Annotated in this window: 19 protein-coding genes; 10 read left to right on the forward strand and 9 right to left on the reverse strand. The window is 72.8% G+C overall.

The genetic code is table 11. From position 1 onward, the window contains the following. The first annotated feature begins 178 nt into the window (after positions 1-178). The 3 genes from AB0873_RS07600 to AB0873_RS07610 are packed head-to-tail and all read left to right on the forward strand — an operon-like array spanning position 179 to position 2,683. Positions 179-859, forward strand: a complete 681-nt coding sequence (locus AB0873_RS07600; protein WP_366598890.1) for an ABC-2 family transporter protein — start codon at positions 179-181, stop codon at positions 857-859. Beyond that, positions 852-1,673, forward strand: coding sequence for an ABC-2 family transporter protein (locus AB0873_RS07605; RefSeq protein ID WP_155330992.1), 822 nt, complete (start codon positions 852-854; stop codon positions 1,671-1,673). The genes AB0873_RS07600 and AB0873_RS07605 overlap by 8 nt, the downstream gene beginning before the upstream one ends. Continuing rightward, complete coding sequence (locus tag AB0873_RS07610) at positions 1,670-2,683, forward strand: ATP-binding cassette domain-containing protein (RefSeq protein ID WP_366598891.1); 1,014 nt, start codon at positions 1,670-1,672, stop codon at positions 2,681-2,683. Before AB0873_RS07605 ends, AB0873_RS07610 begins: the two co-directional genes overlap by 4 nt. Before the next feature lie 40 nt (positions 2,684-2,723). Here AB0873_RS07610 and AB0873_RS07615 read toward each other — a convergent pair whose 3' ends face one another. The 3 genes from AB0873_RS07615 to nadA form a co-directional block, all read right to left on the reverse strand. Beyond that, the gene (locus tag AB0873_RS07615; RefSeq protein WP_366598892.1) at positions 2,724-3,320 is read right to left on the reverse strand and encodes a DUF3043 domain-containing protein; all 597 of its coding nucleotides are present in this window, start codon (positions 3,318-3,320) and stop codon (positions 2,724-2,726) included. A 90-nt stretch (positions 3,321-3,410) separates the two neighbouring features. Beyond that, on the reverse strand, positions 3,411-4,766 hold the full coding sequence (murA, locus tag AB0873_RS07620) for a UDP-N-acetylglucosamine 1-carboxyvinyltransferase (protein WP_155330998.1): 1,356 nt from the start codon (positions 4,764-4,766) through the stop codon (positions 3,411-3,413). Between the two features lie 211 nt (positions 4,767-4,977). Then, positions 4,978-6,177, reverse strand: a complete 1,200-nt coding sequence (gene nadA, locus AB0873_RS07625; RefSeq protein WP_366598893.1) for a quinolinate synthase NadA — start codon at positions 6,175-6,177, stop codon at positions 4,978-4,980. Between the two features lie 68 nt (positions 6,178-6,245). Here nadA and AB0873_RS07630 point away from each other — a divergent pair, with 68 nt between their 5' ends. From AB0873_RS07630 to AB0873_RS07640, 3 genes are all read left to right on the forward strand, one after another. Beyond that, a complete protein-coding gene (locus AB0873_RS07630) occupies positions 6,246-7,382 on the forward strand; it encodes a glycerate kinase (RefSeq protein WP_366598894.1) in 1,137 nt (378 codons plus the stop codon). A gap of 162 nt (positions 7,383-7,544) precedes the next feature. Next, positions 7,545-7,913 (forward strand): iron-sulfur cluster insertion protein ErpA, encoded by a 369-nt coding sequence (erpA, locus tag AB0873_RS07635; RefSeq protein WP_155331001.1) that lies wholly within the window; start codon positions 7,545-7,547, stop codon positions 7,911-7,913. Positions 7,914-8,076: 163 nt separating this feature from the next. Continuing rightward, the gene (locus AB0873_RS07640; protein WP_155331002.1) at positions 8,077-9,054 is read left to right on the forward strand and encodes a carbohydrate kinase family protein; all 978 of its coding nucleotides are present in this window, start codon (positions 8,077-8,079) and stop codon (positions 9,052-9,054) included. A gap of 82 nt (positions 9,055-9,136) precedes the next feature. Here the strand turns inward: AB0873_RS07640 and AB0873_RS07645 are convergent, their stop codons facing one another. Beyond that, positions 9,137-9,370: a sulfurtransferase TusA family protein gene (locus AB0873_RS07645; protein ID WP_155331003.1), complete on the reverse strand. Its 234-nt coding sequence runs from the start codon at positions 9,368-9,370 to the stop codon at positions 9,137-9,139. Continuing rightward, a complete protein-coding gene (locus tag AB0873_RS07650) occupies positions 9,367-10,518 on the reverse strand; it encodes an aminotransferase class V-fold PLP-dependent enzyme (RefSeq protein ID WP_366598895.1) in 1,152 nt (383 codons plus the stop codon). Before AB0873_RS07650 ends, AB0873_RS07645 begins: the two co-directional genes overlap by 4 nt. A gap of 255 nt (positions 10,519-10,773) precedes the next feature. Here AB0873_RS07650 and coxB point away from each other — a divergent pair, with 255 nt between their 5' ends. Then, on the forward strand, positions 10,774-11,745 hold the full coding sequence (gene coxB, locus AB0873_RS07655; RefSeq protein ID WP_366598896.1) for a cytochrome c oxidase subunit II: 972 nt from the start codon (positions 10,774-10,776) through the stop codon (positions 11,743-11,745). 10 nt (positions 11,746-11,755) lie between these two features. Next, a complete protein-coding gene (locus AB0873_RS07660) occupies positions 11,756-12,181 on the forward strand; it encodes a cytochrome c oxidase subunit 4 (protein WP_366598897.1) in 426 nt (141 codons plus the stop codon). 227 nt (positions 12,182-12,408) lie between these two features. Here the strand turns inward: AB0873_RS07660 and AB0873_RS07665 are convergent, their stop codons facing one another. From AB0873_RS07665 to AB0873_RS07680, 4 genes are all read right to left on the reverse strand, one after another. After that, positions 12,409-12,615, reverse strand: coding sequence for a hypothetical protein (locus AB0873_RS07665; RefSeq protein ID WP_366598898.1), 207 nt, complete (start codon positions 12,613-12,615; stop codon positions 12,409-12,411). A 246-nt stretch (positions 12,616-12,861) separates the two neighbouring features. Continuing rightward, entirely contained in the window at positions 12,862-13,908 is a 1,047-nt protein-coding gene (gene trpD / locus AB0873_RS07670) for an anthranilate phosphoribosyltransferase (RefSeq protein ID WP_366598899.1), read from the reverse strand. Between the two features lie 82 nt (positions 13,909-13,990). Beyond that, positions 13,991-14,386, reverse strand: a complete 396-nt coding sequence (locus tag AB0873_RS07675) for a hypothetical protein (protein WP_155331009.1) — start codon at positions 14,384-14,386, stop codon at positions 13,991-13,993. 94 nt (positions 14,387-14,480) lie between these two features. Then, the gene (locus AB0873_RS07680) at positions 14,481-15,425 is read right to left on the reverse strand and encodes a cytochrome c oxidase assembly protein (RefSeq protein WP_366598900.1); all 945 of its coding nucleotides are present in this window, start codon (positions 15,423-15,425) and stop codon (positions 14,481-14,483) included. A gap of 108 nt (positions 15,426-15,533) precedes the next feature. On the opposite strand from AB0873_RS07680, the gene AB0873_RS07685 reads away from it, so the two are divergent. Further along, positions 15,534-16,133: a heme-copper oxidase subunit III gene (locus AB0873_RS07685; RefSeq protein WP_155331011.1), complete on the forward strand. Its 600-nt coding sequence runs from the start codon at positions 15,534-15,536 to the stop codon at positions 16,131-16,133. A gap of 73 nt (positions 16,134-16,206) precedes the next feature. After that, the gene (locus AB0873_RS07690) at positions 16,207-17,040 is read left to right on the forward strand and encodes a cytochrome c (RefSeq protein ID WP_155331012.1); all 834 of its coding nucleotides are present in this window, start codon (positions 16,207-16,209) and stop codon (positions 17,038-17,040) included. The last annotated feature ends 45 nt before the right edge of the window (positions 17,041-17,085 follow it).

Here is a 17,085-nt window from a genome sequence, read left to right on the forward strand (position 1 = left end):
TAACGGCGTGGGCTCGGTCACCGCCACTGTGGCACCGTCCCGGGCCTCAAACGTTATCCTATGGTTCCGGACATTTAAGGCTATAACCGGTTCGGGCTTCCGACGTTACGCCACCTACCGGCAAGCCTCCGTCGCCGGGCTGGTCACCAACGTCGTCTTCGGGTTCCTGCGCTGCTACGTGCTGCTCGCGGCGGCCGGGGCGGCGGGCACCGTCGCCGGGTACGACCGGGGTCAGCTGGCCACGTTCGTCTGGGTGAGCCAGGGCCTGCTCGCCGTCGTCCTGCTGTGGGGTTGGACGGAGCTGGCCGACCGGATCCGTTCCGGCGAGATCGCCGCCGACCTGCTCCGGCCGGTGCACCCGGTCACCGCGTACCTGGCCGCCGACCTCGGGCGGGCCGGGCACGCCGTGCTGGTCCGGATGGTGCCGCCGGTGCTGGTCGGGCCGCTCTTCTTCGAGGTGCACGTGCCGTCGCGGTGGGCCACCGGACCGTTGTTCGCGGTGTCCGTGCTCGCCGCCGTGGTGCTCTGCTTCGGCTGCCGGTTCCTCGTCAACGCGTCCGCGTACCGGCTGCACGACGTCCGGGGCGCGATGATCCTCTGGACGGTCTGCTCCGGGGTGCTCGCCGGGCTCTACTTCCCGCTGCGCTTCCTGCCCGAGTGGCTCCAGGTCGCGCTCTGGCTGGGCACGCCGTTCCCGAGTCTGTTGCAGACCCCGCTCGACGTGCTGGTCGAGCGGGACCCGACCGGCGTGCAGGTCGCCCTGGTCGGCTTACAGGTCGCCTGGACGGTGGTGATCCTGGCCGCCTGCCGCTGGGTGCAGCGGCGCGCCGAGCAGCACCTGGTGGTGCACGGTGGCTGAGCGGACCGGCGCGGGAGGCAGGCTCGCGGCGTACCGGGCCCTGCTCGGCGCGCAGGCCCGCTCGCAGACCGCGTACCGGACGTCGTTCGTCGTGGACGTGCTCGGCAACGTCGGCTCCACCGTCTTCGACGTGCTCACCGTACTGGTGATCTTCGGGGTGACGCGGGAGCTGGGTGGCTTCACCCTCCGCGAGACGATGGTGATCGTCGGGCTCGCCACCGCCGCGTTCGCCACCGCCGACCTGCTGGTCGGCAACATCGAGCGGCTGCCCCGGTACGTGCGGACCGGGCTCTTCGACGCGGTGCTGGTCCGCCCGCTCGGCACCCTGCCGCAGCTCCTGCTGATGGACCTGCCGCTGCGCAAGGTGTCGCGGGCGGTGTTCGGCCTCGCCGTCCTCGTCGTCGCGCTCGGCTCGGCCGGCATCGAGTGGACGCCGGCCCGGGTCGCCCTGGTCGTCGTCGCCCCGCTCGCCGGGGTGGTGTTCTTCGGCTCGGTGTTCGTCGCGACCGCGACCGTCTCGTTCTGGTGGGTCGACTCCGGTGAGCTGGCCAACGCGGTCACGTACGGCGGGCGGGACTTCACCGCGTACCCGGTCACCGTCTACGGTGGCTGGTTCCGGGCGCTGTTCGCGTACGGCCTGGGTTTCGCCTTCGTGAGCTACCACCCGGCGCTGGCGCTGCTGGGCCGGGCCGACCCGCTGGGCCTGCCGGCCGCGGTGGGCTGGGCCGCGCCGGCCGTCGCGCTGGTCGCGGCGGCCCTGGCCGCGGCGGCCTGGCGTACGGGTGTCCGGCACTACCGGAGTACGGGATCATGACCGACGTGATCGTGGCCGAAGGGCTGCGCAAGGACTTCACGGTGCGCATCCGGGCGGGCCGGCTGCGCCGGGAGAAGCGGCGGGTGGCCGCCGTCGACGGCATCGACCTGCGGGTCGCCCGGGGCGAGCTGCTCGGCTACATCGGGCCGAACGGCGCCGGCAAGTCGACGACGCTGAAGATGCTGACGGGTGTGCTGATGCCGTCCGCCGGGGAGGTCCGGGTGTGCGGCCTGCGTCCGGTCGCCGAGCGCACCCGGCTCGCCCTGCGGATCGGGGTCGTGTTCGGGCAGCGCTCGCAGCTGTGGTGGGACCTGCCGCTGCGGGACTCGTTCGCGCTGCTCCGGCACGTGTACCGGGTGCCCGCCGACGCGCACGCGGCCCGGCTGCGGCGCTGCCGCAGCCTGCTCGACCTGGACCCGTTCCTGGACGTCCCGGTTCGGCAGCTCTCGCTGGGCCAGCGGATGCGCGGCGAGCTGACCGCCGCGCTGCTGCACGGGCCGGAGGTGCTCTTCCTCGACGAGCCGACCATCGGCCTCGACGTGGTGAGCCGGCAGGCGGTCCGGGGGTTCCTCGCCGAACTGGGCCGGGCGGGCGACACCACGCTGGTGCTGACCACCCACGACCTGGCCGACATCGAGCGGCTCTGCGCGCGGCTCGTCGTGGTCGACCACGGGCGGGTGGTGCACGACGGCTCGATCGCCGAGCTGCACCGGCGGTACGGCTCCCGGCGGCTGCTCGTCGCCGACCTGGACACCGCGCCGGCCCGGCCACCGGCGTTGCCGGGCGCCCCGCTGGAGCGGGTCGAGGCCGACGGGCACCGCCTGGTGTACGCGCTGGAGTCGGCGGGCGTCGCCGAGGTGGTGGCCGCCCTCGCCGGGCTGGGCGCGCTGCGTGACGTCTCGATCGTCGAGCCCGACATCGAGGACGTGGTGGCCCGCCTGTACCGGCGGGAGGATCAGGGGCGTTCCACCATCGGCACCGTGACGGTGCCGGGGGCCGGCGCCCCGTAGCGGTGCGGCACGCCGCCGGGCCGGGTCGGCCCCGCACCCGTCAGATCGGGTCGCCGATGTTGACGCGCGGCTGGGGGGCCCGCATCCGGCGGAACGTGATCGACCGCATGATCGCGTAGAGGTAGAGCGAACCCATCCGCTGCCCGGTGTTCGGGAAGCGCTCGCGGACCAGCTTCCTGATCTTCCGCGAGATCAGGATCGAGTCGACGATCACACCGAACGCCAGCGCGCCCCAGAGGATGTTGGAGACCAGCTGGACCACCGGGGGCATCGCCTGGTTCGAGCCGATCAGCACGATCAGCGCGCCGCCGAAGAACCAGGTGCCCACCGTACGCCGGGAGTCGACCACGTTGCGGGCGAGCAGCCGCTCCGGCCCGCGGTCGCGGGGGCCGCCCTCGCGCCGGAACTCCGCCGCCGCGTCGGCGCGCAACTGGCGCCGCCGCTCCCGCTGCTCCTCCTTGGTCAGCGGCTTCGCCGCCGTGGCCGGACGGCGGCCGGCCGCCGGACGCTTCGGCGTCTCGCGTCCCTTGGCGGGGGTGTAGCCGCGGGGACGGGCGGAGGTGGTCTCCTCCTCGGGGGTCACCGAGGTGGTGGCCTCCTCGACGAGGTTGGCGGACTTGCGGCGAAACAGCGACACGCGGCAAGGGTAGCCAAACGCCGGCGCCCGGTGCACATCGCGGTGCACCGGGCGCGAACGGCAGTGGCCGAGGTTACGGCCGGTCGACCGTCACGGCCGCTCGACGTGCGCGCCGAGGTCGGCGAGCTTCGCCTCGAAGTCCTCGTAGCCGCGGTTGATCAGGTCGACGCCGTACACCCGGGAGGTGCCCTCGGCGGCGAGCGCGGCGATCAGGTGGCTGAAGCCGGCCCGCAGGTCCGGGATGACCAGGTCGGCGGCGTGCAGCTTGCTCGGCCCGGCGATGACCGCCGAGTGCTTGAAGTTGCGCCGGCCGAAGCGGCACGGTGTGCCGCCGAGGCAGTCCCGGTAGACCTGGATGTTGGCGCCCATCGAGTTGAGCGCCTCGGTGTAGCCGAGCCGCTGCTCGTAGACCGTCTCGTGGACGATCGACAGGCCCCGCGCCTGGGTCAGCGCCACGACGAGCGGCTGCTGCCAGTCGGTCATGAAGCCGGGGTGCACGTCGGTCTCCAGCGCCACCGACTTCAGCTCGCCACCGGGGTGCCAGAACCGGATGCCGCCCTCCTGGCCCGGGTCGCCCAGCTTCGGCGGCCGGGCGTCGGTCACCTCGTACTCGCCGCCGACCGAGCGGAAGATGTTGAGGAAGGTCATCATGTCGGCCTGCTGCGCGCCGAGCACCTCGACGTGCCCGCGGGTCGCGAGGGCGGCCGCCGCCCAGCTCGCCGCCTCGATCCGGTCCGGGATGGGACGGTGGGTGTAGCCGTGCAGCTTCGGCACGCCCTGGATCTCGATCACCCGGTCGGTGTGCACCTTGATGATCGCGCCCATCTTCTGCAGGACGCAGATCAGGTCGATGATCTCCGGCTCGACCGCCGCGTTGCGCAGCTCGGTCACGCCCTCGGCCATCACGGCGGTGAGCAGCACCTGCTCGGTGGCGCCGACGCTCGGGTACGGCAGGGCGAACTTGGTGCCGTGCAGGCCGTTCGGCGCCGACAGGTGCAGGCCCTCCGGCCGCTTGTCGACGGTGGCCCCGAACTCCCGCAGCGCCTGGAGGTGGAAGTCGATCGGGCGGGGACCGATGTGGCAGCCGCCCAGGTCCGGGATGAACGCGTGCCCGAGGCGGTGCAGCAGCGGCCCGCAGAACAGGATCGGGATCCGGCTGGAGCCGGCGTGCACGTTGATCTGGTCGGTGCTGGCGCTCTCCACGTTCGCGGGGTCGAAGACCAGCTCGCCGTCCTCGTTGCCGTCGCTGACCTTGACCCCGTGCAGGCCGAGCAGCCCGCGGACGACCTCGACGTCACGGATCTTCGGCACGTCGTACAGCCGGCTCGGGCTGTCGCCCAGCAGGGCGGCGACCATCGCCTTCGAGACCAGGTTCTTCGCGCCGCGCACGCGGATCCGCCCTTCCAGCGGAGTGCCTCCGTGTACGACCAGGACGTCGTCGGTCAACGCAACCTCCAGCGCGTCGGGTGGTGCCGTGTCGATGATGGGGCGGGATGTCCAGCTACCCGGAACGGCGCTGGCCGTAACCGGGGACCCCGTGCGTCGTCGCCCCGGCAGCATAGCCCTCCGTGACGAGAATGGACCCGGTCACTTCGCCCTCGCGGGTACTTATGGGTGATCCGGCACTATCCCGTACCAATGGCGCTACAGAGAGTGATCAGCCGGCGCTCGGTGGCGGGGTGTCGGCCCCGGGGAGCGCGAGCATCTGGTCCAGCGCCACCCGCGCGTGGTGCGCGGTGTCCGCGTCCACCGTGATCTGGTTGACCACCCGGCCGGCGACCAGCTCCTCCAGCGCCCACACCAGGTGCGGAAGGTCGATGCGGTTCATCGTCGAGCAGTAGCAGACCGCCTTGTCGAGGAACATGATCTGCTTGTCCGGGTTGGCCAGCGCCAGCCGGCGGACCAGGTTCAGCTCGGTGCCGACCGCCCACGCCGAACCGGCCGGCGCGGCCTCGATCGTCTTGATGATGTACTCGGTCGACCCGACGAAGTCGGCGGCGTTGACCACCTCGTGCCGGCACTCCGGGTGCACCAGCACGTTCACGCCCGGCACCCGCTCCCGCACGTCGTTGACGCTGTCGAGGGTGAACCGGCCGTGCACCGAGCAGTGGCCCCGCCACAGGATCATCTTCGCGTCGCGCAGCTGCTCCGGGGTGAGCCCGCCGTTCGGCTTGTGCGGGTCGTACAGGACGCAGTCGTCCAGCGAGAAGCCCATCTCCAGCACCGCCGTGTTCCGGCCCAGGTGCTGGTCGGGCAGGAAGAGCACCTTCTCACCCTGCTGGTACGCCCACTCCAGGGCGCGCTTCGCGTTCGACGAGGTGCAGACCACGCCGCCGTTGCGCCCGACGAAGCCCTTGATGTCCGCCGAGGAGTTCATGTACGTCACCGGGACGGTGCGCCCGGCGATGCCGAGGTCGGTCAGCACGTCCCAGGCGGTCTCGACCTGCGACAGCACCGCCATGTCGGCCATCGAGCAGCCGGCCGCCAGATCGGGCAGGACCACCTTCTGCGCGTCCGAGGTGAGGATGTCGGCGCTCTCGGCCATGAAGTGCACGCCGCAGAAGACGATGTACTCCGCCTCCGGCCGCGCCGCGGCCTCCCGGGCCAGCTTGAACGAGTCACCGGTCACGTCGGCGAACTGGATCACCTCGTCGCGCTGGTAGTGGTGGCCCAGCACGAACACCTTGCTGCCCAGCTTCGCCTTCGCCGCCGCCGCGCGGGCCACCAGATCCGGGTCGCTCGGCGCCGGCAGGTCACCCGGGCACTCGACGCCGCGCTCGGTGGCAGGGTCGCTGCCGCGACCGAGCAGGAGCAGTGCGGTGGCCGTGTTGGAAGGTTCTACCCAGGTCGACGTCACGTACCCCATGGTCCCACAGCGCGGACGCGGCGCCGGCTCCGCCGGTGTGGGCTGCCACACTGCTCGGCATGCGCGTGCTGCTCTGTCCCGACAAGTTCGCCGGCACGCTGTCGGCCCCGGACGTGGCCGCGGCCGTCGCCGACGGCTGGCACCAGGTGGCCGGCGGCGACGAACTGCTCGTGCGGCCCCTCGCCGACGGCGGCCCCGGCTTCCTGGACGTGCTCGCCGACGCGCTGGACGCCCGCCGGGTGCCGGTGCCGACCGTCGACCCGCTCGGCCGGCCGGCGGCCGGTGAGATCCTGGTCACCGCCGACGGCACCGCCTACGTGGAGAGCGCCCAGGCGTGCGGCCTGCACCTGCTCACCCCGGCCGAGCGCGACCCGAAGGCCACCACCTCGTACGGGCTGGGGCTGCTGGTCGCCGCCGCCGTCGAACACGGCGCCCGGCAGGTGGTGATCGGGCTCGGCGGCTCCGCCACGAACGACGCCGGGGCCGGCATGCTCACCGCGCTGGGCGTGACACCGCTGGACGACGCCGGCCGTGCCCTGCCGTACGGGGGAGCGGCGCTGGCCGCCGTCGCGGCCCTGGACGGCGTACCCCGGCTGCGTGACGCCCGCCTGGTGGCCGCCACGGACGTCGACAACCCGCTGCTGGGGCTGCACGGCGCGAGCAACGTCTTCGGCCCGCAGAAGGGCGCCGACAAAGCGGACGTGCTGCTGCTCGACGCCGCGCTGGAGCGCTTCGCCGCCGCCCTGGAGCGGGACCTGCCGGGCTGCCCCGCCGGGCTGGGCGCCCTGCCCGGCGGCGGGGCGGCCGGCGGGCTGGGCGCGGCCGTCCTGGCGCTCGGCGGCCGGTGCGAGTCCGGCATCGGCCTGGTCACCGGGGCGATCGGGCTGGACACCGCGCTCGACACCGTCGACCTGGTGATCACCGGCGAGGGGTCGTTCGACCACCAGTCGCTGCGCGGCAAGGTGGTCGCCGGGGTGGCCGGCGCCGCCCGGGACCGGGGGGTGCCCTGCGTGGTGCTGGCGGGACGGGTGAGCACCGGCCGCCGTGAGGCCGCCGCCGCCGGCGTCACCGAGGCGTACAGCCTGGTGGAGCACTTCGGCGGGGAGGAGCGCGGCGGGGTCGAGGCGGCGATGGGCCGCCCGGCCGAGGGCCTGCGGGCACTGGGCGCCCGGCTGGCCCGGCAGTGGAGCCGCTGACGGCGGGCTGCGCGGGACCGGACGGCCGATGCGGGCCGCGTCACCTGGGTGACCTCCCGCCCGGCGGCCTACAATCGGAAATTGGACCACTGTGGGAATCGCTGACCGACGGGTGACGTTGGCCAGGACGACCACACCGTACGCGTGCAGGGAGAATTCCACGTGACCACGCCAGCGCAGACCGAGTCGACCGAGGCCAAGGCCCCCACGACCGTCATCCTCACCGACGTCGCGGCGCAGAAGGTCAAGGCTCTGATCGAGCAGGAGGGCCGTGACGACCTGCGGCTCCGCGTCGCGGTGCAGCCGGGCGGCTGCTCCGGCCTGCGGTACCAGCTCTTCTTCGACGAGCGGTCGCTCGACGGCGACGTCGTCACCGGCTTCGACGGCGTCGAGGTCGTCGTCGACCGGATGAGCGCCCCCTACCTGGCCGGCGCCACGATCGACTTCGCCGACCGGATCGACGCCCAGGGCTTCACGATCGACAACCCGAACGCGGGCAACTCCTGCGCCTGCGGCGACTCGTTCAGCTGAGCCTTCCCGACGGCGGGGCCGTCCCTCGACGACGAGGGGACGGCCCCGCCGTCGTGTCTCCGCACGGTGTGCGGGAGGTGGCCGCGGTCCGACCGACCGGTCTCCTTCCGGTGGCCGGACCGGTAGGCTGACCGCGCCCTGCTCCCGACCCCCGAGGGTTGACATGAAGATCGCCGTGACGGGCTCGATCGCGACCGACCACCTGATGAGCTTCCCCGGCCGGTTCGCCGACCAGTTCATCGCCGACCAGCTGCACAAGGTGTCGCTCTCCTTCCTGGTGGACGACCTGGTGCTGCGCCGCGGCGGGGTGGCCGCCAACATCGCCTTCGGCATGGGGCAGCTCGGCCTGCGCCCGGCCCTGGTGGGCGCGGTCGGCGCGGACTTCGCCGACTACCGCTCCTGGCTGGAGCGGCACGGCGTCGACTGCGACTCGGTGCACGTGAGCGAGGTCGCCCACACCGCCCGCTTCGTCTGCACCACCGACACCGAGATGTGTCAGATCGCGTCCTTCTACGCGGGTGCGATGAGCGAGGCGCGCAACATCGAGTTGGAGCCGGTGGCCCGCCGCATCGACGGCCTCGACCTGGTGCTGGTCGGCGCCAACGACCCGGAGGCGATGCTGCGGCACTCCGCCGAGTGCCGGGAGCGGGGGTACGCCTTCGCGGCCGACCCCTCCCAGCAGCTCGCCCGGATGCCCGGCGAGGACGTCGTCGCGCTGATCGACGGCGCGGACTACCTGATGACCAACGACTACGAGAAGTCGCTGCTGCAGAGCAAGGCCGGCCTCAGCGACGAACAGCTGCTCGACATGGTGAAGGTCCGGGTCACCACGCTGGGCAAGCACGGCGTGGAGATCGCCGGCCGCGGCATCGACCCGATCCACGTGCCGATCGCCCGGGAGATCCGCGCGGTCGACCCCACCGGCGTCGGCGACGGCTTCCGGGCCGGCTTCTTCGCCGCGCTCTCCTGGGGCCTCGGGCTGGAGCGGGCCGCCCAGGTCGGGTCGCTGCTCGCCACGCTGGTGCTGGAGACCGTCGGCACGCAGGAGTACCAGGTCCGCCGTGACCTGTTCGTCAAGCGCCTCGCCGAGTCGTACGGCGACGAGGCCGCCGAGGACGTACGGCCGCACCTCCTGCCGTGACACCCCCGCTCGTCGCGTGCGCCGGGCTGCCCGGGGTGGGCTAGCTGGACCATCCTGGCGGCCCGGCCGGAGGCGGGGCGGGTCAGTGGCGGCGGCGGACGTCGTACGCCGGGCCGTCCGGGCCGTCGAGCCGGCCCACGAACTCCTGGCCGCGCATGCGGCACCAGGCCGGGATGTCCACCGCGGCCGCCGGGTCGTCCGCCAGCACCCGGACCACCGTGCCGACCGGTAGGTCGGGCAGGCGCCGGGCCACGGCGATCACCGGCAGCGGGCAGCGCTGCCCCCGGCAGTCGAGCACCTCCTCCGGCAGCGTCACAGCCCCACCACCCCCGCCTCGGCGCGCAGCCCCGCCACGATCCCCGGCAGCTCGGCGAGGAAACGCTCCACGTCCGCCTCGGTGGTCTCCCGGTGCAGCGAGACCCGTACGTTGCCGTGCGACAGCACACCCATCGCCTCCAGCACGTGCGACGGGCGCAACGTCGACGACGTGCAGGAGGAGCCGGAGGAGACGGCGAAGCCGCGCCGGTCCAGCGCGTGCAGCAACGCCTCGCCGTCGACGTACAGGCAGGAGAACGTCACCAGGTGGGGGAGCCGGTGATCCGGATCACCCACCACCTCGACGTCCGGCACCTCCGCCGCCACCCGCGCCCGGATCCGGTCCACCAGGGGCGCGAGCCGGGCCGCCTCCGCCGCCGCGTCGGCCGCCGCCACGCGCAGGCTCGCCGCCGCCGCCACGACCGCCGGCAGGTTCAACACCCCGGGCGTACGCCCCGACTCGCGCTCGTCGGCGGGCCACGGCGACTCCCAGCGGGTGCCCTTGCGGACGACCAGCAGCCCGACGCCGGGCGGCCCGCCCCACTTGTGGGCGCTCGCGGTCAGCACCGACCAACCCTTTGGAACGGGAGCGCGGCCCACCACCTGGGCGGCGTCGACGTAGAGCGGGACCCCGGCCGCCGCGCAGGCGTCGGCCGCCACACCGACCGGCTGCACCGTGCCAACCTCGTGACTGGCGGCGATCAGCGCGGCGAGCGCCACGCCGGGCTCACGGACCGCCGTCGACCAGGCGTCGACGTCCACCCGGCCCAGCCGGTCCACCGGCACGGGTGTCGCCGTACCGCCGCCGGCCACGTGCTTCTCGGCGGCGTGCAGCACCGCCGAGTGCTCGATCGCGGAGTGCACCAGGGTGGCGCCGACCCGGCGCCGCCCGGTGAGGCCGCCGAGCACGGCGGAGTGCGCGGCCGCCGTGCCGCTGGGGGTGAAGGACAACTCGTCGGGTCGGACACCGAGCGTGGCCGCGGTCGCCTCGCGGGCGGCATCGAGGAGCTGGCGGGCCCGCCGGGCCTGCGTGTACAGGCGTCCCGGGTCGGCCCAGCCGTCGTCGAGCGCGGCCAGCAGTGCCTGCCGGGCCACCGGGTGCAGCGGCGCGGCGGTCGCCGCGTCCAGGTAGACCGGGGAAGCGCTCACGGCGCCACCCACGTTCCCGACTGCGGGGCTCGCGACCCCGGCTCGCTCCTCGCGCTCACGGAAGTTCACGCTATCGCGCCGGCCGGCCCGTGATCTCCCCGATGGGGGCGGAGAGCGACCCCAACACGGTCCAGCCCGTCATGGTCGAGTAATCTGCGACCGTCGGTGACGCCTTTGCCGCCGGTGCTGTCGCTCCGCCCGGCGGAGACCGGCAGACAAGACACACACCGCGGCGCGCTAGGGAGGCAGGACCAGGTGGTCGCAAGGAGTTCGGAGGTACGGCCGTCGGCCGTACGACGCAGCGCTTCCCCGGGAGCCGGTGGGCGCCGGGCGCGGGGTGCCGGTCGGCTCGCCGGGCTCGGTCTCGGCGGAGCGGCGCTGCTGGTCCTGCTCACGGGCTGCGACGTCGGCGCCGCGTTCGACGGCTTCGGCTGGCCGCAGGGCGGCATCACGCCCGAGGCGCACCGGATGTACGACCTGTGGATCGCGTCGTGCATCGCGGCGCTCGCGGTCGGCGTGTTCGTGTGGGGCCTCATCTTCTGGTGCGTGGTGCGCTACCGGAAGCGGGGCAACGAGCTGCCGGTGCAGACCCGCTACAACATGCCGATGGAGTTCCTCTACACCATCGCGCCGATCCTGATCGTGTCCGTGCTCTTCTACTACACGGCGATCGTCCAGACGAACGTGGTGAAGACGACGAAGAACCCCGACGTGGTCGTCGAGGTGGTCGCCTTCAAGTGGAACTGGCAGTTCAACTACCGCGACGGGCAGGGCCCGGAGGCCAACACCGTGGCCTCGGTCCTCGGCACCAGTGAGGTCATCCCGATCCTCGTGCTGCCGACCGACCGGTCCATCCGCTTCGAGGAGACCAGCCGCGACGTCATCCACTCCTTCTGGGTGCCGGAGATGCTGTTCAAGCGGGACGTCTTCCCGGGCGAGATCCGCAACGTCTTCGAGGTCTCCAAGTTCGAGGAGGAGGGCGCGTACGTGGGCCGCTGCGCCGAGCTGTGCGGCAGCTACCACGCCTTCATGAACTTCGAGCTGCGCGTCGTCTCCCCGGAGCAGTACGACCAGTTCCTCGCCGCCAAGCAGGCCGGCCGGTCGACGCAGGAGGCGCTGACCGCCATCGGCGAGAAGCCGTACGCGGAGACCACCCGGCCGTTCGAGACCCGGCGTACGCAGGCGAACTTCAACCCGGACAACGCGTCCGCCGGCGCGGGCAACTGAGGGGGCAGGCATGAAGACCGAGTGGAAGCTCTTCCTGATCATCGCCGGGTTCCTGCTCTTCGCCACGTTCCTCTACGGCGGCTGGACCGCCGCGGACGCCGGTCGGGTCGAGTGGGTCGGCACCGTCGGCCTGCTGCTGAGCTTCCTGCTCTGCGCGATGTGCGGTGGCTTCTTCTGGTTCGTGTCCCGCCGGATCGACCTGCGTCCGGAGGACCGGCCGGACGCGGAGATCGCCGAGGGCGCGGGCGAGGTCGGCTTCTTCAGCCCGGGCAGCTACTGGCCGTTCGGCTTGGCGCTGTCCGCGTCGATCGCCGGTCTGGGCCTGGTGTTCTGGCAGTTCTGGCTGCTGGGCGTCGGTCTGGTGGCGGTCGTCTTCGCCGCCTGCGGCCTGCTCTTCGAGTACTACAGCGGCACCCGGCGCACCGCCGAGCACTGAGCCGCCACCCGTAACGCACGTGAAGGCCCGCCTCCCTCCGGGGAAGCGGGCCTCTGCGCATGCGGCTCGCGCTACGCCGTCCCCGCACCGGCGCGAGGTGGGTCGATCGAATCGTTCGGGTGCGGCACCGCGCCGGTCCCGCACTCGCCAGGGTGGCCGTGGGCGGCCTGCGTCTGTGGCGGGCGGGGGAGGTGGTTGGGCGGCGGGGCGGCGTCGGCTTGCGCGGGTCAGGCGGCGCGGCGGTGGACGCCGGGCTGCCGTCGGCGGGTCGCCAGGCGGGGCGCGGGGAAGGCGAACGTGGCGATGAGCACGGCCGCCCCGCAGCCGGTGCAGATCAGCTCGGGACAGTCGCTGCCGTGACCGTCGACGCAGGGCGGGACCTCGAACGGCTGCCCGCCCTCACACGCGTCGCACTGCATCTCGCGGGTCGACACGGCCGGCTCCTCTCGCTGCGGCTCCGTCGACGGGCGACGGGCGGAGAACTACTCGCCTGTAGTTTTCCACGCACCCCCGACATTCCTCCGTGCGCCACCCACCCGGGCTCATGACCGACTCGATGCCGCCGCCATCGCGGGTCCTGGCCGGCGGAAGGCGCGATGCCGGCGGCATGGAGCGGGTCTTGCCCGGCGAGCGGCCCGGGGTGGGGCAGCGCCGGCCGGGGTGGGGCAGCGGGGCGGCGGTCAGCGGGACCGGGCGACCTCGATCCAGCGGTCCAGGACGCGGGCGGCGGCGCCCGAGTCGATCGACTCGGCGGCACGGGCCAGGCCGGCGCGCAGCGCCTCGGTCAGGTCCCCGTCGAGCGGGCCCTGCGTGGCCAGCGCGGCCGCCGCGTTGACCAGCACCGCGTCGCGTACCGGGCCGGTCTCCCCGGCGAGCAGGCGGCGCACCACGCCGGCGTTGTACGCGGCGTCGCCGCCACGCAGGTCGGCCAGCGTGGCCCGGGGCAGGCCCAGGTCGGCGGCGTCCAGCAGCGCCTCCCGGACCGTGCCGCCCTGGGCCGCCCAGACCCGGGTGGGCGCGGCGGTGGTGAACTCGTCCAGCCCGTCCTCGCCCCGCATGAGGAGCACCGAGTCGCCACGGGCCGCGAAGACGTCCGCCATCACCGGGGCCATCCGGGCGTCGAAGCAGCCGACCGCGGCGGCCCGGGGCCGCGCCGGGTTGGTGAGCGGGCCGAGGAAGTTGAAGGCGGTCGGGACGCCCAGCTCGCGCCGGACCGGGCCGGCGTGCCGCATGCCCGGGTGGAATCGCGCGGCGAAGCAGAAGCCGATGCCGGCCTCGGCGACGCAGGCGGCCACGCCCTCCGGGCCGAGGTCGAGTGGCAGCCCCAGGTACTCCAGGACGTCGGCCGTGCCGCAGGACGAGGAGGCGGCCCGGTTGCCGTGCTTGACCACGCGGACGCCGGCGCCGGCGACCACCAGCGAGGCCATGGTGGAGATGTTCACGGTGTGCGCGAGGTCACCGCCGGTGCCCACCACGTCGAGGGCGCTGGCCCGCAGCTCGTCGGGGAGCTGGACCAGGACCGCGTGCCCCAGCATCGCCTCGACCAGGCCGGCCACCTCGGCGGCCGTCTCGCCCTTGGCGCGCAGCGCCACCGCGAAGCCGGCGATCTGGGCCGGGGCGGCGGACCCGGACATGATCTCGCCCATCGCCCAGGCGGTGTCGGCGGTGGAGAGTTCCTCACCGCGAAGCAGCGCGGAGAGCAGGTGCGGCCAGGTCCGTTCGCCCATGGTGGGCCTCCCGAGCGGTCCAGGTGGATGGGGAACCGGCGCCGGCGGGTCCGGCGCCGAGGTGGTGCCGGAGTGGGGGACGTCAGGCGGGGGCGTGCGTCCGCAGCAGCTCGGCCACCGTGGTGCCGGTGGTCACCGGGTCGAGCGGGTGCACCAGGGTGGCGTCGACTTCGGCATACGCCGCGAGCCATCGGTCGGCGGCGCGGGCGATCACCACGCAGGTCGGGGGAGCGTCGTCCCGGTCGTCCTTGATCTGGCGGGCGATGCCGATGCCGCCGCCGGGCGTCGCCTCACCGTCGAGCAGCATCAGGTCGATCTCGTAGTCGTCGACGAGGCGGACGCACTCGGCGTAGGTCGACGCCTCGACGAACTCGATCTGGAGGCCGGGTGCGGGCCGGGTGCCGACGGCGAGCCGCATCCGGTCGCGGACCTGCGGGTCGTCGCTGTAGAGCAGGACGGTGCACTGACGATCGCTCATGGTTGACGTGCTCCCACCTCGTAGCTGCCCGCCGATCGTACCGGTCGGTGTGAGATACCCGACGCCCCGCCCGGGGCGTACGCGTCGGCGCGGCTCAGGCCGCGGTCTCCGCGGCGCGCTGGCGGGCCTCCTGGCGGTCCAGCTCGCGGTCGATCCGGCGGGCCTCACGTTCCGCGTGGCGCATCCACTGCACGACCAGCACCGCCAGCATGGTGACGCTGACGAACTCGCCACCGGCCCAGAGGATGCCCCCGGCGACCACCTGGTCCTCCCACGGGTCCGACCAGGTCAGGCCGAGCGACGGGTACCAGTCGCCGCCGAAGAGCGTGGTCGACTGCATGATCGTGAGCCCGAGCACGGTGTGGAACGGCACGGACAGCAGCATCAGCAGGGCGCGGCCCGGGTACGGCCAGCGGCCCGGCAGCGGGTCCAGGCCGAGCAGCGGCCAGAAGAACACGCAGCCGGTCAGGATGAAGTGCGCGTGCACCAGCTCGTGCGCCCAGGCGTGTTCGAGCGTGTACCGGTACAGGTCCGTGAAGTAGAGCGCGAACGGGTTCACCACGAAGATCGCGAAGGCGACCAGCGGGTAGCTGTAGACGCGGGCGATCCGGCTGTGCACGATCGTCAGGAGCCGCTTGCGCGGGCGGATCGGCAGCGTCCGCAGGGCCAGCGTCATCGGTGCGCCGAGCGCGAGGAAGATCGGCGCGATCATGGACAGGACCATGTGCTGGACCATGTGCACCGACAGCAGGGCGGTGTCGTACGCGTGCAGCCCGCTGACCGTCACCGCCGCGATGCCGCCGAGGCCCGGGCCGAGGAAGAAGACCGTGCGGGCGACCGGCCAGCGGTCGCCGCGGACCCGCAGCCGGTGCACGCCGTAGAGGTAGAGTCCGGCGGCGAGCACCAGGCCGACGGCGAGCCAGCTGTCCAGCCGCGTCTCGGTGAACACCGAGGTGACGGTGAACGGCGGCGGGGTGACCACGGTCACCGCCGGTGCGGCGACCGAGGTCGCGGTGGAGATCGGATCGACGTGCAGCACGCTTTTCAGCCTAGGTCAGGCGAACCGGACCACCCCGATCGGGCTGCCTGGACCACCGGTTTGGCACCCCGCTGATCGCGGGCGCCGGTCAACGGCAATAATGACCGCGTGACTGCGGCCCCAGCCATTGACAAGAGCCGGATCCACTCCCTGACCCGACCCAACATGGTCAGCGTCGGGACGATCGTGTGGCTCTCCAGCGAACTCATGTTCTTCGCGGCGCTGTTCGCGATGTACTTCTCCATCCGCGCGGCGGCGCCGGAGCAGTGGGCGGAGCACACCCCGCACCTGAACATCCCGTACGCGACGACGTTCACGGTGATCCTGGTGCTCTCGTCGGTGACCTGCCAGCTCGGCGTGTTCGCCGCCGAGAAGGGCGACGTGCACGCGCTGCGGCGCTGGTTCACGGTCACCTTCGTGATGGGCCTGATCTTCGTGCTCGGCCAGGTCAACGAGTACCGCGAGCTGGTGCACGAGGGCATCAAGATCAACTCAGACGGTTACGGGTCGATGTTCTACCTGACCACCGGCTTCCACGGTCTGCACGTGACCGGCGGTCTGGTCGCCTTCATCATCTTCATGATCCGCACCACCATGGGCCGGTTCACGCCGGCACAGGCCACCGCGGCGATCGTCGTGTCGTACTACTGGCACTTCGTCGACGTCGTGTGGATCGGGCTCTACGCCATGATCTACTGGCTCCAGTGATCTTGGCGCGTCACGAACCGCGCCGCTGCTCCGTCCCCCTCAGGCAAGGTCCAACCGGTTAAGGACACAGGTCATGACTTCTGACAACGACCGCCGACGCGGTCTGCTCGCGCGCCTGCGCGGGCGGCCCGCAGCGCGCAGCAGGGGCCGCCGCCGGCTGGGTGCCGCGGTCCGGCTGCTGGCCGCGCTGATGCTGGCCGGCGGTGCCTACACCGTCTTCGCCCCCGGCGTGCAGGCGCAGGACACGCCGTTGTCCGGCGCCGCCGCGGAGGGCAAGGCACTGTTCGACGTGAGCTGTGTGACCTGTCACGGTCGCAACGCGCAGGGTGTCGAGGGCCGGGGCCCGAGCCTGATCGGCGTCGGCGCCGCCTCGGTCGAGTTCCAGGTCAGCACGGGCCGGATGCCGATGGCCCGGCAGGAGGCCCAGGCGCAGCGCAAGCCGGAGGTCTTCACCGACGAGGAGACCCGCCAGCTCGCCCAGTACATCCAGGAACTCGGCGGCGGCCCGGTGGTGCCGGCGGGTGACAACCTCCACGAGGACGCGAACATCGCCGCCGGTGGCGAACTGTTCCGGATCAACTGCTCGCAGTGCCACGCCTTCGGTGGTGGCGGCGGCGCCCTCTCCTCGGGCAAGTACGCGCCGAGCCTGAACCCGGCCACCGACCGCCAGATCTACGCGGCCATGCTGAGCGGCCCGCAGAACATGCCGGTCTTCGGTGACAACCAGATCACGCCGGAGCAGAAGGCGGACATCATCGCCTACATCCAGGAGACCCTGAAGCACGACCAGGACCCGGGCGGCTTCAACCTCGGCCGCTACGGCCCGTCGACCGAGGGCCTGGCGATCTTCCTGGTGGGCATCGTCGCGCTGGTCTTCGCCAGCCTGTGGATCGCGGGCAAGTCGTGACCGGCCGACCCGTGGATAAGATTGCGTTGGTGTCGCTCGCCGGCA

The organism is Micromonospora sp. NPDC047707 (genome assembly GCF_040704235.1).
Classification (GTDB): Bacteria; Actinomycetota; Actinomycetes; order Mycobacteriales; family Micromonosporaceae; genus Micromonospora.

Excerpts from the sequence above, each read along its gene's own strand:
- AB0873_RS07610 (WP_366598891.1), top strand. The coding sequence starts at position 1,670 with ATGACCGACGTGATCGTGGCCGAAGGGCTGCGCAAGGACTTCACGGTG.
- AB0873_RS07630 (WP_366598894.1), top strand. The coding sequence starts at position 6,246 with ATGCGCGTGCTGCTCTGTCCCGACAAGTTCGCCGGCACGCTGTCGGCC.
- AB0873_RS07675 (WP_155331009.1), bottom strand. The coding sequence starts at position 14,386 with ATGAGCGATCGTCAGTGCACCGTCCTGCTCTACAGCGACGACCCGCAG.
- trpD (WP_366598899.1), bottom strand. The coding sequence starts at position 13,908 with ATGGGCGAACGGACCTGGCCGCACCTGCTCTCCGCGCTGCTTCGCGGT.
- AB0873_RS07640 (WP_155331002.1), top strand. The coding sequence starts at position 8,077 with ATGAAGATCGCCGTGACGGGCTCGATCGCGACCGACCACCTGATGAGC.
- AB0873_RS07660 (WP_366598897.1), top strand. The coding sequence starts at position 11,756 with ATGAAGACCGAGTGGAAGCTCTTCCTGATCATCGCCGGGTTCCTGCTC.
- AB0873_RS07690 (WP_155331012.1), top strand. The coding sequence starts at position 16,207 with ATGACTTCTGACAACGACCGCCGACGCGGTCTGCTCGCGCGCCTGCGC.